Genomic DNA, 13,945 nt, shown 5'->3' on the forward strand with positions numbered 1-13,945 from the left:
AGCACCGGCGGTGATCAGGCCTTGTTTGGTGCCCGTGATGGACATATACGCTGGCGTAGCCATGGAGATGCTCCTTGCTGGATAAATAAGAATGCCCGGGAGGCGAAATCGCCCGGTGGGTAACTAAGCACGTATCAAATACCGTGCCACGTTAATTATTTCGTATATAAACCGGGGGTGCCGTGGACGTGTTAGCGGTATGTGCTGACAAGTTGCGTAGAGAAAGCCGTGAATGTTGAGCAACTTCTTGCGCAGTGGTGCGCAACTTCCTGCGCACTCGCCTATGCGCCTTTATGTATCAAGCCTGCAGGGATCTATCCACAGGTTTTTCCACAGACCACTGCGCAACTAGTTGCCTGACTTGCTGATCATGCCTTTAACTAAGAGGGTGAGCATAAGCGATGTTTGCAGATCAGTCAGCACCAAGATATTCACGCACGAACAATGCAGCTTGTCGCTCAAGCCATCGAACTTATGAAACATTACGACACATAATTAATAAATCTTTTATTTCCAAATTTAAGAAGCTCTACTTCCCATTAACACCGCAAGTGCAGCACGCGTGTTAATGCAAATGAAAGCGTTAAACATCACTCTCGCTCAATAAAAAAGGGCGAAGCCATCACAGCTTCGCCCTTCGTTGTGCCGCTCAGACCTTAATGGTGTTCGCGCGTCGCACGGAATTTCACATCCGGCCAGCGCTCTTCCATCAACGCCAGGTTAACCCGTGTCGGGGCCAGGTAGGTCAGGTGACCACCGCCGTCGATCGCCAGGTTTTCCACAGCCTTATTGGAGAATTCCTCCAACTTCTTTTTGTCGCTGCAATCGATCCAGCGCGCGGAGTACACGGTAATCGGCTCATACGAGCACTCAACCTTGTATTCCTCTTTCAGGCGGCTGGCGACCACGTCGAACTGCAGCACACCGACGGCGCCGAGGATGATGTCGTTGCTGCGCTCCGGGAAGAACACTTGGGTGGCGCCCTCCTCCGCGAGCTGCTGCAGGCCTTGGCGCAGTTGTTTGGACTTGAGCGGGTCACGCAGGCGTACGCGGCGGAACAGTTCCGGGGCGAAGTGCGGGATACCGGTAAAGCCCAGCGTTTCGCCTTCGGTGAAGGTGTCGCCGATCTGGATGGTGCCGTGGTTGTGCAAACCGATGATGTCGCCGGCAAACGCTTCTTCAAGCTGTTCACGCTCGGAGGAGAAGAACGTCAGGGCGTCGCCGATGCGCACATCCTTGCCGGTGCGCACATGGCGCATCTTCATGCCTTTGTCGTATTTGCCGGAGCAGATGCGCATGAAGGCGATACGGTCGCGGTGTTTGGGGTCCATGTTCGCCTGGATCTTGAACACGAAGCCGGTGAATTTTTCTTCGACCGGTTCCACGGTGCGCTCGTTGGCCACGCGCGCAAGAGGCTTCGGCGCCCAGTTCACCACGGCGTCGAGCACGTGGTCGACACCGAAGTTGCCCAAGGCCGTACCGAAGAACACCGGGGTCAGTTGGCCGTCGAGAAATTCCTGCTGGTTGAACGCATGGCAGGCGCCCTGCACCAGTTCCAACTGGTCGACAAACCGGTCGTACTCGTCACCCAAATGGGCGCGGGCTTCGTCGGAGTCGAGCTTCTCGATGATTTTTACATCGGTGCGTTCGTGGCCATGGCCGGCGGTGTAGACAATGATGTAGTCGTCGGCCAGGTGGTACACGCCCTTGAAGTCGCGGTAGCAACCGATCGGCCAGGTGATCGGTGCCGCCTTGATCTTCAAAACGGCTTCGATTTCATCCAGCAATTCGATCGGGTCGCGAATGTCGCGGTCGAGTTTGTTGATGAAGCTGACGATCGGCGTGTCACGCAGACGGCACACGTCCATCAGCGCGATGGTACGCGGCTCAACGCCTTTACCGCCGTCAAGCACCATCAGCGCCGAGTCGACTGCGGTCAAGGTGCGATAAGTATCTTCGGAAAAGTCTTCGTGACCCGGGGTGTCGAGCAGGTTGACCATGTGGTCGCGATACGGAAACTGCATGACCGAGGTAGTAATCGAAATACCCCGTTGTTTTTCCATTTCCATCCAGTCGGAGGTGGCATGGCGGTCGGACTTGCGGGATTTCACCGTGCCGGCCACCGCGATTGCCTTGCCCATCAGCAGGAGCTTCTCGGTGATGGTGGTTTTACCGGCATCGGGGTGGGAAATAATGGCGAAAGTGCGGCGTTTCGCGACTTCGGCGGCCTGGTGGGTCATGGGAAATCGCCTGGCAGGTGAGTCAAAAAAGGGCGGCGAGTATAGCGCAAACCCCAGGGGCCAGACCACCGTTCAGCCCATTGGGGGTGGCTAAATGCTGCCAACTGTGGAACCTTTTAAAAGGTAGAGACGTCCACTCCCCTGCTACCGCACTCGGAACAGGGGCTGATAAATCAGCAAGTTAGCCTGACGAGGCTGCGCTCATGGCTTGACCTCATGCCGTCTTACCGGCATTGGCAAGCTGCTTTTCGCGACTACATTCGCCGACAGCCAGGAATGGCATTGCCGCTCGGAAATGTGGTCGCCGACAAAAGAAAAAAGGAGTCCGCCTGTGGCTATTCGCTATGGCAAAGGGCTGATAGGAGGAGCGGTTGTCGTCGCTCTCCTGGCCCTGCTGGTCCACTGGATCGGCATCAACACGATCGAACTGTACCGCGACGATTTGTTGTTTTACCTGCAAGCTCATCTGATTCTCGTCCTGGTCTCCATGCTGGCCGCCCTGATTGTGGGCATCCCCGCCGGTATCCTGCTCAGCCGACCGAACATGGTCGGGCGCGCAGAACGCTTCATGCAGATCTTCAACATCGGCAACACCGTCCCGCCCCTGGCCGTACTGGCCATCGCCCTTGGCGTCCTCGGCATCGGCAGTGGCCCGGCCATCTTCGCGCTGTTCCTCGCCTCCCTCCTGCCCATCGTGCGTAACACTTACGAAGGCCTGAAAAACGTACAGGGTTCACTGAAAGAAGCCGCCACCGGCATCGGCATGACGCCGCGCCAAGTGCTGTTTCGCGTGGAATTGCCCAACGCCGTGCCGATCATCATCGGCGGCGTACGCGTGGCCCTGGCGATCAACGTGGGCACCGCACCGCTGGCGTTCCTGATTGGTGCCAACAGCCTGGGCAGCCTGATCTTCCCCGGCATCGCCTTGAACAATCAGCCGCAATTGCTACTCGGCGCCGCGTGCACCGCGTTGCTGGCATTGCTGCTTGACGGTCTGGTGACCATGGCCAGCCGCCTCTGGCTGGAACGCGGGTTGCGTCCGTCTTAAGGCTCGGCAAAGGAATTGATATGAAAAAACTGACACTGATACTGAGCTGCGTCCTGCTGTTTGCAGGTTTTGCGCAAGCCGCAGAAAAACCCGTCATTCGCATCGGCGCCCGGGTGTTCACCGAACAAACCCTGCTCGCCGAAATCACCTCCCAGTACCTGCGCACCAAGGGCTATGACACCCAAGTAACCGGTGGCCTGGGCAGTAACCTGGCGCGCAGTGCCCAGGAAAGCGGGCAACTGGACCTGATCTGGGAATACACCGGCGTCTCGCTGGTCGCCTACAACCACGTCGACGAGAAGCTCGACAGCCAACAGTCCTACGCACGAGTGAAAGAACTCGACGCGAAAAAAGGCCTGGTCTGGCTGTCGCCGTCGAAATTCAGCAACACCTACGCGTTAGCGTTGCCGGAAAATGTGGCCAAGGAATTCCCGCAGATCAACACCATGAGCGACCTGACCCAAGCCCTGGCCGAAAAAACCAAAGGCACACGCCTGGTCGCCCTGGACACCGAGTTCGCCAACCGTTCCGACGGCATGGGCGGCATGGTCAAGCTGTACGGCATGAACCTGACGCGCGAAAACACGCGCCAGATGGACGCCGGCCTGGTCTACACCGCGCTGCGTAATGGCCAGGTATTTGCCGGTTTGGTCTACACCACCGACGGTCGCCTGAACGCCTTCAAATTGAAGCTGCTGGAAGACGACAAGCATTACTTCCCGGACTACACCGCGGCCCCCGTGGTGCGTCAGGTGTACCTGGATGCTCACCCACAACTGGCCGCCGACCTTGCGCCGCTGGCCGCGCTGTTCGACGACGCAACCATGCGCCAACTGAACGCGCGGGTCGACGTCGACCATGAAAGCCCGTCCGCTGTTGCCGCCGATTTCCTGCGCCAACACCCGATCAACTAAGAGGAGAAGACATGGAATTTTTAAACGCCTTTTCCCATCTTGACTGGGCACAAGTCCTGCATCTGACCTTGCAGCACATTACCTTGGTCGGCATCGCGGTGCTGCTGGCGATCTTTATTGGCGTGCCGCTGGGTGTGTTGATGACGCGCTTCCCGACGCTCGCGGGGCCCTTGCAAGCCAGCGCCACGGTGCTGCTCACCGTACCGTCGATTGCGCTGTTCGGCCTGCTGCTGCCGTTCTACTCCAAATTCGGCCAGGGCCTGGGGCCAATGCCGGCTATTACTGCGGTGTTCCTCTACTCCCTGCTGCCGATCATGCGTAACACTTACCTGGCCCTGACCGGCGTGGAACCGGGCATTCGCGAAGCCGCCAAAGGCATCGGCATGACCTTCGCCCAGCGCTTGCGCATGGTCGAATTGCCCATCGCGGTGCCGGTGATCCTCGCCGGTGTGCGCACCGCCGTGGTGATGAACATTGGCGTGATGACCATCGCCGCCACCATCGGCGCCGGTGGCCTGGGTGTACTGATTCTGGCTTCCATCAGCCGTAGCGACATGTCGATGCTGGTTGTCGGCGCCGTACTGGTCAGTCTTCTGGCCATCTTCGCCGACCTGCTTTTGCAATGGCTGCAACGCTCGCTGACTCCAAAAGGACTGCTCAAATGATCGAACTTCAAAACCTGACCAAGACTTTTCAAAGCAACGGCAAAACAGTGTCTGCCGTGAACGACGTAAGCCTGACCGTCAACGAAGGCGAGATTTGCGTATTCCTCGGCCCGTCGGGCTGCGGCAAGAGCACCACGCTGAAAATGATCAACCGCCTGATCAAGCCCACCTCGGGCAAGATTTTGATCAACGGCGAAGACACCACCGACCTCGACGAAGTGACCCTGCGTCGCAACATCGGCTACGTGATCCAGCAAATCGGCCTGTTCCCGAACATGACCATCGAAGAAAACATCGTGGTCGTGCCCAAGCTGTTGGGCTGGGACAAACAGAAATGCCACGACCGCGCCCGTGAGTTGATGAGCATGATCAAGCTGGAGCCCAAGCAGTACCTGCATCGCTACCCGCGTGAACTGTCGGGCGGCCAGCAGCAACGTATCGGCGTGATTCGCGCGCTGGCGGCGGATGCGCCGTTGCTGCTGATGGACGAGCCGTTCGGCGCGGTCGACCCGATCAACCGCGAGATGATCCAGAACGAGTTCTTCGAGATGCAGCGCGCGCTGAACAAGACCGTGATCATGGTCAGCCACGACATCGACGAAGCCATCAAGCTGGGCGACAAGATCGCGATCTTCCGCGCCGGCAAGCTGCTGCAGATCGACCACCCAGACACGCTGCTGGCGCACCCGGCTGACGAATTCGTCAGCAACTTTGTCGGCCAGGACAGCACCCTCAAGCGCCTGCTGCTGGTGAAAGCCGAGGACGCAGCGGACAACGCACCGTCGGTGAGCCCGGAAACCCCGGTGGCAGAGGCACTGGAATTAATGGACGAAACCGACCGCCGTTACGTGGTGGTGACCTGCGCCGAGAACAAGGCACTGGGCTATGTACGACGTCGCGACCTGCACCGTCAAACCGGCACCTGCGGCCAGTACTTGCGCGAGTTCAATGCCACCGCGGCGTACGACGAACACTTGCGCATCCTGCTGTCGCGCATGTACGAGTTCAACCGCTCTTGGCTGCCGGTGATGGATGCCGAACGCGTGTTCCTCGGTGAAGTGACTCAAGAGTCGATTGCCGAGTACTTGAGTTCGGGTAAATCGCGTGGCGGCAAGACCAGCATTGTTTCGCCAGCCGAAACAGCTCTGGCTTGATCCCTGGTGTGTCAGCGAAATAGCGTGGATTTAACCCATTCGGGGAACATCAATTCGTCATACCTGTCGGTTACATAAGTAGCTGAACGTCGCTGCGCGACGAACGCGTGCAAAAACGCGACATTTTTAGTTGATCTATGGTCTCTCACGTCCTAAAGTTCGCGCCGAACGTCCATGCTGGAAACGATCCATCCGGCTCAAGTACTGACGACGAGACAGCAAGGCCAAGGGAGCGGTTACTCCCATGGCCTTTTTTGCTTTCGGCGACATGCCTTGGGAAGTAGGCGAACCAAAGTGGGGATACGGAGGACGTTCATTTGCACCCATTGATCAAACCAGTTTGCCCTTAGGAGTTCCCAGCATGTCGATCAACGTCGAAGATTATTTCGCGCGCGCCACCTTTGACAAAATGAAGGCGTTCGCCGACAAACAGGAAACCCCGTTCGTGGTGATCGACACCGCGATGATCAGCCAGGCCTACGATGACCTGCGCGCCGGTTTCGAATTTGCCAAAGTCTATTACGCCGTCAAGGCCAACCCGGCCGTCGAGATCATCGACCTGCTCAAAGACAAAGGCTCGAGCTTCGACATCGCCTCGATCTACGAGCTGGACAAGGTCATGGACCGTGGCGTCAGCCCCGACCGTATCAGCTACGGCAACACCATCAAGAAATCCAAAGACATTCGCTACTTCTTCGATAAAGGCGTGCGCCTGTTCTCTACCGACTCCGAAGCCGACCTGCGCAACATTGCCAAGGCCGCGCCGGGCTCGAAAGTCTACGTGCGCATCCTCACCGAAGGCTCGACCACGGCTGACTGGCCTTTGTCGCGCAAATTCGGCTGCCAGACCGACATGGCCATGGACCTGCTGATTCTGGCGCGTGACCTCGGCCTGGTGCCTTATGGCATCTCGTTCCACGTCGGTTCGCAACAGCGCGACATCAGCGTATGGGACGCCGCCATCGCCAAGGTCAAAGTGATCTTCGAACGTTTGAAAGAAGAAGACGGCATTCAGCTGAAACTGATCAACATGGGCGGTGGTTTCCCGGCCAACTACATCACCCGCACCAACAGCCTGGAAACCTACGCCGAAGAAATCATCCGCTTCCTCAAGGAAGACTTCGGCGATGACCTGCCGGAAATCATCCTGGAACCCGGCCGCTCGTTGATCGCCAACGCCGGCATCCTGGTCAGCGAAGTGGTGCTGGTTGCGCGCAAATCGCGCACCGCCGTCGAGCGCTGGGTGTACACGGATGTGGGCAAGTTCTCGGGCCTGATCGAAACCATGGACGAAGCCATCAAGTTCCCGATCTGGACCGAGAAAAAAGGCGAGATGGAAGAAGTGGTGATCGCCGGCCCAACCTGCGACAGCGCCGACATCATGTACGAAAACTACAAATACGGCCTGCCGCTGAACCTGGCAATTGGTGACCGTATGTACTGGTTGTCGACCGGTGCCTACACCACCAGCTACAGCGCGGTTGAGTTCAACGGCTTTCCGCCGCTGAAGTCGTTCTACGTGTAAGCAGCACCGCCAGCAAAAAGCCCATGACGTGTCATGGGCTTTTTTTTATACAAAAATATCCTTGCGGACATCTACTTTGCCGGTGACAAAAATCTGCAGGTCCAGCCTGCCATCCCCCGTGGTGTCCATCCTTAAAAGCGTTCGCTGAACCTTGGGGTCGTAGTTCACCAGCACATCACCCGGTTTAGTCATAAACGTCGGGTTGTTCGGGTCTTGTTGTTTTCTGCGATCAATCGGCAGCCTGGAAACAATGTTCAGCGGACCTGATTGTCGGCTCACGCCAGACAGGTCGAGTTTGTCCTTGCCGCTGACGAAGTCCATGACCAGATTAGGCTTACCACTGGACGTGGCATCAAACACAAAGGTATTGGCGCCCGCCCCGCCCCACATCTGCGCCCCGCCACTGCCGCCATAAACAATGTCGTCGCTGCGGCCGCCCCGCAGGACATTGAAGGCCGCATTACCGATCAACGTATTCTTGCCTTGGCCACCTCTGGCCTCTTCAATCGTCACACCATGGGCGATACCGACGTTACCCTGCAAACCTGCCACTGAAGAAAACGAGCCCGCATTGAGGTTGATCGTTTGATCTTGGCGGAACTCGGAAAAATCGAGGGTATCCCAGCCACCGCCATCCCACACGCTGAACAATGGTTTGTCCTGGGCCGTTTTCAGGCTGTACTGGTCACGATCGGTATTGGAGTTGAAACCGTAAGTGGTATTACCGTTGCGCGTGGCGTAGTTGGCACCATATTTTGCCTGGATTGCCCGCATGTCATCCATCATCAGGCTGGCGGGTTTGACACTCTCTTCAGCCTCGTTCAGAAAGGGCGTGGTGTAGCTCATGATCGAGTAAGTCCTCAAATCCTCCGCATAATACTGCGGCTCAAGCCTTTCATTTTCCTCACCGTGCGGATGACCCAAACCAATGCCGTGCCCTAGCTCATGGATCATGGTTGAGCGCCATTCTTCGGCAATCAGGTCATTTCTATCAGCGTTGGCCGGGTTGCGCGGTCCGCTCGTCTGCTCTGCAAGACGTAGCCAGACCGTGCCCTGTACCTCTGGTTGGCGCGGGTCCGGTTGGTAAGCAAAGCCCATCATGGTCGAGGTGCTGTTGCCAGTGCCGTACCCTCTGTAGGTCAGATGCCCCTCACTGGCGCCGCGTGCTTGTTCGGTGAAAGTCAGATTGGCAACATCGGCATACTCTTGATGCGCCTTGTTGATAAGTTCTTTGTGCAACAGGCTCAGCGGCAAGACTTTGTCGATCCCGGAATTGCTGTTCATACGCTTAAAGGCTCTGAAGCCGCGTGGCGGGGCAGTGGTAAATTCATACGAAAGCTCAGTCTTGCCATTCCGGTTGCTGTCACGCCAGCGGCTGCCGCCGCGGTTAAGCCGAGTTGCAACCTGCTCACTGGTAAGCGATGGATCGCCTAACGCAGATTTTTTTGCACCGCCGCGTTCATTTTCCTCGAGAGTTCGTTGAACAATTTCATATCCGGTAGAAACCGGCGCCTGATTGATTCGCATGATAAAGAGATACTCCTGGCGTGCCTTGAGGGCAACGTGCAATCCATTTTTGGAAACGAGGCACGAGCGTGCCACGAGTACCGCCACGGGCTTATCAGCGTTGTCCGCAAACGTATTCGATACGGCCAACGTCTGCTGTAGCTCACCGGCGTTCGTGACCGTAGGAGGAATAGGCAGTAGCTGTAGCGTTGCGGATATGAACGGCGCCTTCTCACAAACAATTGAGTATCGCCGCGCCGATTTCGTGGCCTACGGGCCATTGCGTGGGGCGTTTGTGCGCAAAACAGAATATTTCTCGATAACCCACGGCATAATGCGCGCCGTAACCTACTAATCGCTCAGCGAGGCCGTCAGACGTGTTGAAGAAAACCCTGTTCCAGTTGCACTGGTTCTTCGGCATTACCGCCGGGCTGGTGTTGGCGTTGATGGGGATCACCGGGGCGGCGGTGTCGTTTCAGGATGAAATTCTACGGGCGCTCAACCCCACGGTACTCAGCGTGCAAAAGCGTGAAGCCGGCGTGCTGCCGCCTGCCGAACTGGTGCGCAAGTTGCAGGCCACCGAAGGCAAAAGCGTGGCGATGCTGTGGGTGGAAAGCGACAGCGGCAACGCCGCGCGCGTGCTTTTCAGCGCGCCGCCGGGCGAGCGCCGTGGACAGATTCGCTACTTCGACCCGTATACCGGCGATTACATGGGCGACGCCGTCGGGCAGGACTTCTTCGGCTTTGTGCTGCAGTTGCACCGCTTCCTCGCCATGGGCGAAACCGGGCGGCAAATCACCGGCGCCTGCACGCTGATCCTGCTGTTCTTCTGCCTCTCCGGCCTGTACCTGCGCTGGCCGCGCCAAGTGGCGAGCTGGCGTGCCTGGCTGACACTCGACTGGCGTAAAAAGGGCCGCAGTTTCAACTGGGATTTGCACTCGGTATTCGGCACCTGGTGCCTGCTGTTCTATCTGTTGGCGGCGTTGACCGGCCTGTCCTGGTCCTACGATTGGTACAACCAGGGGCTGACCAAACTGCTCTCCGACGCACCGAACAATGAACGCATGCGCAAGCGCGGCACCGCACCCGAAGGCCCGGCGCCGGTGGCCAATTACGACGCCATCTGGAGCAGCATCTACAGCAACGCAGGGCCTGAACTGAGCGCTTACAACATTCGTATGCCGGCCGTCGCCGGGCAACCGGCTACCGTGTATTACTTGCTCAAATCATCGCCGCATGACCGCGCCACCAACCAGATCACCCTCGACCCGGCCACTGGCGAGCTGCAACGCCACGACCGCTACGCCAGCAAAACCCTCAAGTCGCAACTGCTGACGAGTATTTATGCGCTGCACACCGGCAGTTATTTCGGCCTGGCGGGGCGCATCATCCTCACCGTCAGCGCGCTGTGCATGCCGCTGTTCTTTATCACCGGCTGGCTGCTGTACCTCGACCGTCGCCGCAAAAAACGCCAGGTACGGGATGCACGCAGAGGCCTTGGTGCCAACCACAGCGACGCCCCGGCGTGGTTGATCGGCTTTGCCAGCCAGAGCGGCTTCGCCGAGCAGATTGCGTGGCAAACTGCCGGGCAATTGCAGGCGGCCGGGCTGCCGGTAAACGTGCAGCCCCTGGCTAGCATCAGCCAGGATGCGCTGCGCCAGTCGCACAATGCGCTGTTTGTGGTCAGCACCTTTGGCGACGGCGAAGCGCCTGACAGCGCCCGTGGTTTCGAACGCAGTGTGCTCGGTCAGGACCTGTCCCTCAAAGGCCTGAACTACGCGGTACTGGCGCTGGGTGATCGCCAGTACCAACACTTCTGCGGCTTTGCGCGGCGCCTGCACTTCTGGCTGACCCACCAGGGCGGCAACCCGCTGTTCGCCCCGGTGGAAGTCGACAGCGGCGACAACCAAGCCTTGCTGAACTGGCAACAGCAACTGGGCCAACTCACCGGCCACGCCCCGGCGGCGGCTTGGCAAACGGCACCGTTCGAACACTGGACCCTGAGCGCGCGCGCCCTGCTCAACCGCGACAGCGTCGGTGCGCCCATCTACTTGCTCAGCCTCACACCGCCGTCGCCGCACAGCTGGTTGGCCGGCGACCTGGTGGACGTGCTGCCACGCAACAGCGCAGCGGCCATCGAGCACTTCCTAGCAGGCTTGGGCCTGGAGGGCAGTGACGGCGTGCTGATCGACGGCACGGCGCAAACGCTCAGCCAAGCCCTCGCCGCCCGCCAACTGCCGCACAACCGCGCGCACTTGGTCGGCCTGCACGCACAAGCTTTGGTCAACGCATTGGTGCCGCTGGGCCTGCGCGAATACTCGATCGCCTCGATCGCGAGTGACGGCGTGTTGCAGTTGATCGTGCGCCAGGAACGTCACCCCGATGGCAGCCTGGGCCTGGGCTCCGGCTGGCTGACCGAACACGCCGCCATCGGTTCAGGCATCAGCTTGCGCCTGCGCAGCAACAGTGGTTTCCACCTGCCGCAAACACCGGTGCCGCTGATACTGTTGGGCAACGGCACCGGCCTCGCGGGGCTGCGCAGCTTGCTCAAAGCGCGCATTGCCGAGGGCCGGCAACGCAACTGGTTACTCTTCGGCGAGCGCAATATTGCCCACGACTACCTGTGCCAGCATGAGCTTCAAGGCTGGCTGGCGAGCGGTGATCTGGCGCTGCTGGACCTGGCGTTTTCCCGCGACCAAGCCGAGAAAGTCTACGTACAGGACCGCCTGCGCGAATCGGCGGATGTGCTGCGCAGATGGCTGGCGGACGGCGCCGCCATTTATGTGTGCGGCAGCTTGCAAGGGATGGCGACGGGCGTCGATCAAGTGCTGCGCGAGGTGCTGGGCAGCGAAGCGGTGGAGCGCTTGATTGAGCAAGGCCGCTATCGCCGCGATGTGTACTGAGCCACCTCAAATGATCGTTCCCACGCTGCGCGTAAGGAACGATCATGTTAGGCAGGTTGCAGCGTTTGCTCGAACACCGAGACCCCGTCCAGGTCACGCAAGGTCACGGTCAACTCGGCCGTCTGCCCATCAATGTGTACTTCGCCAAAAAACTGAAAGCCGGCAAACGGCGATGTGTTCTGCGCAGGGGGCGCCTTCTCGAATACCACTTCCGGGCCAAAGGTTTTATCCAGCGGGTTAGGCCCGAAACTCCCGGCGTTCAAAGGCCCCGCGACGAACTCCCAGAACGCTTCGAAATCCTGAAACGCCGCGCGGTCCGGGTGGTAATGATGCGCCGCACAGTAGTGCACATCCGCCGTCAGCCACACATGGTTGCGCACCTTGTGCGCGCGCAAAAAACCCAACAATTCGGCAATTTCCAGCTCACGGCCTTGCGCCGGGCCGGGGTCGCCGTTGGCGATGGCTTCCCAGCGCGGCACGCCGGGGCTGACTTCACCGTCGGGCACGCCGAGGCCGATGGGCATGTCGGCGGCGATGACCTTCCACTGCGCCTGAGAGGCCTTGAGCTCACGCTTGAGCCAGTCCAGTTGCTCACGGCCCATGAACGGTTTTTCGCCGCCCAGGTTGTCGTCGTTGGGGCCGCGATAACTGCGCATGTCGAGCACGAACACATCCAGCAACGGGCCGTAACTGAGTTTGCGATAAATGCGCCCGCCGCCGTCGGCGCTCTGCCGGCGCATCGGTGAATATTCCAGCCACGCCTGGCGCGCGCGGCCGACCAAGGTATTGATGTCGCGGGTGGTGTAGCGCTCATCGAGTTGCTTGCTCGGCGACCAGTTGTTGATCACCTCGTGGTCGTCCCACTGCCAGATCTGCGGCACCTCGGCGTTAAAGCGGCGCACGTTTTCATCGAGCAAGTTGTAGCGATAATTGCCGCGGTATTCGTCGAGGGTTTCGGCGACTTTGCTTTTGGCTTCGGTGGTGATATTGCGCCAGACGCGGCCGTCTTCCACGGTGAGTTGTGCAGGCACTGGGCCGTCAGCGTAGATCGTGTCGCCACTGTGGATAAAGAAATCCGGCAAGCGCAGGCGCATGGCTTCGTAAATACGCATGCCGCCGATGTCCGGGTTAATACCGAAGCCCTGGCCGACGGTGTCGCCGCTCCATACAAAGCGAATGTCGCGGCGTTGTTGCGGCACGCTGCGCAGGTGGCCGAACCACGGCTCGCTGGCGACGCCGGTCTGGGCGTCTTCAAAGTGCACGCGGTAGAAAATCGCTTGGTCGACGGGCAACCCGGTGAGTTCGACGCGCGCGGTAAAGTCGGTGCGACTGTCGGCCAGCGGCGAGATGAATTTGCGCGGGTTGCTGAACACGCTGCGGGTGTCCCACTCCACAATCATTTTCGCGGGGCGGTCACTGCGGCTCCAGATCATCGCGCGGTCGCCGAGCAAATCGCCGGACTGCACGCCATCGGTAAGTTGCGGCCGGTCTTTCACCGAGGCAATCACCGCAGGCGCCAGGCCCGGCAACAACAGGCCGGCGCCAACGGCTTGCATCACGCGGCGACGGCCGAGGTCGAAGTGGCTCATGCAGTTGCCCTCTTGAGTATCAAAAGGGCCACTTAAGCACGGGCGCATGAAGCGGATGTGACACTGATTACAGGCCGATGCAAATCAACTGTGGGAGCGGGCTTGCTCGCGATGGCATCCACTGGGTATTGCTGATGTACCGAGGTGCCTGCATCGCGAGCAAGCCCGCTCCCACAAAAAGCAGATCTGCTTTTGACCTGAGAAGCGCCCCGTTAAACCACGATGGCCGGCATGCCGAGCCTAAGCGAGGCACCGAGTGGTGGGGCGAGAGCGTTTTGGTTACTTTTGGCTGGGCCGGCTTCCGGCTCTATCAAAAGTGACTCGCTGTAAGAGCGAAACCGATATAAGCCATAAACCCAATACCGGATATACACCCAACCTGAAGAACACCCCAACGCGAC

At 59.1% G+C, this 13,945-nt stretch carries 9 protein-coding genes and 1 pseudogene; 6 read left to right on the plus strand and 4 right to left on the minus strand.

What is annotated here, in order from left to right:
- Together F0169_RS22790 and F0169_RS22795 are read right to left on the minus strand one after the other, a co-directional pair.
- Positions 1 to 63 (minus strand): annotated as a pseudogene (locus F0169_RS22790) (Hcp family type VI secretion system effector); the annotation flags it as partial.
- A gap of 593 nt (positions 64 to 656) precedes the next feature.
- A complete protein-coding gene (locus F0169_RS22795) occupies positions 657 to 2,240 on the minus strand; it encodes a peptide chain release factor 3 (protein ID WP_058412730.1) in 1,584 nt (527 codons plus the stop codon).
- A 295-nt stretch (positions 2,241 to 2,535) separates the two neighbouring features.
- Here F0169_RS22795 and F0169_RS22800 point away from each other — a divergent pair, with 295 nt between their 5' ends.
- From F0169_RS22800 to F0169_RS22820, 5 genes are all read left to right on the plus strand, one after another.
- Positions 2,536 to 3,288 (plus strand): ABC transporter permease, encoded by a 753-nt coding sequence (locus F0169_RS22800; RefSeq protein ID WP_152747685.1) that lies wholly within the window; start codon positions 2,536 to 2,538, stop codon positions 3,286 to 3,288.
- Positions 3,289 to 3,308: 20 nt separating this feature from the next.
- Entirely contained in the window at positions 3,309 to 4,202 is an 894-nt protein-coding gene (locus tag F0169_RS22805) for a glycine betaine ABC transporter substrate-binding protein (protein ID WP_058412731.1), read from the plus strand.
- Between the two features lie 11 nt (positions 4,203 to 4,213).
- Positions 4,214 to 4,867 carry an ABC transporter permease gene (locus F0169_RS22810; protein ID WP_058412732.1) on the plus strand — a complete coding sequence of 218 codons (654 nt, stop codon included), beginning with the start codon at positions 4,214 to 4,216 and terminating at the stop codon, positions 4,865 to 4,867.
- Positions 4,864 to 6,021: an osmoprotectant ABC transporter ATP-binding protein OsmV gene (locus F0169_RS22815; RefSeq protein ID WP_053131666.1), complete on the plus strand. Its 1,158-nt coding sequence runs from the start codon at positions 4,864 to 4,866 to the stop codon at positions 6,019 to 6,021. Before F0169_RS22810 ends, F0169_RS22815 begins: the two co-directional genes overlap by 4 nt.
- A gap of 361 nt (positions 6,022 to 6,382) precedes the next feature.
- Entirely contained in the window at positions 6,383 to 7,546 is a 1,164-nt protein-coding gene (locus F0169_RS22820; protein WP_058412733.1) for a type III PLP-dependent enzyme, read from the plus strand.
- Between the two features lie 45 nt (positions 7,547 to 7,591).
- Here F0169_RS22820 and F0169_RS22825 read toward each other — a convergent pair whose 3' ends face one another.
- The gene (locus F0169_RS22825; protein ID WP_152747683.1) at positions 7,592 to 9,073 is read right to left on the minus strand and encodes a M10 family metallopeptidase C-terminal domain-containing protein; all 1,482 of its coding nucleotides are present in this window, start codon (positions 9,071 to 9,073) and stop codon (positions 7,592 to 7,594) included.
- 356 nt (positions 9,074 to 9,429) lie between these two features.
- On the opposite strand from F0169_RS22825, the gene F0169_RS22830 reads away from it, so the two are divergent.
- Positions 9,430 to 11,955: a PepSY domain-containing protein gene (locus tag F0169_RS22830; protein WP_172979528.1), complete on the plus strand. Its 2,526-nt coding sequence runs from the start codon at positions 9,430 to 9,432 to the stop codon at positions 11,953 to 11,955.
- 47 nt (positions 11,956 to 12,002) lie between these two features.
- Here F0169_RS22830 and F0169_RS22835 read toward each other — a convergent pair whose 3' ends face one another.
- Positions 12,003 to 13,544, minus strand: a complete 1,542-nt coding sequence (locus tag F0169_RS22835) for an alkaline phosphatase D family protein (protein WP_152747684.1) — start codon at positions 13,542 to 13,544, stop codon at positions 12,003 to 12,005.
- Between the last annotated feature and the right edge of the window lie 401 nt (positions 13,545 to 13,945).

Origin of the sequence: Pseudomonas kitaguniensis (assembly GCF_009296165.1) — a bacterium.
In the GTDB taxonomy this organism is placed as follows: Bacteria; Pseudomonadota; Gammaproteobacteria; order Pseudomonadales; family Pseudomonadaceae; genus Aquipseudomonas; species Aquipseudomonas kitaguniensis.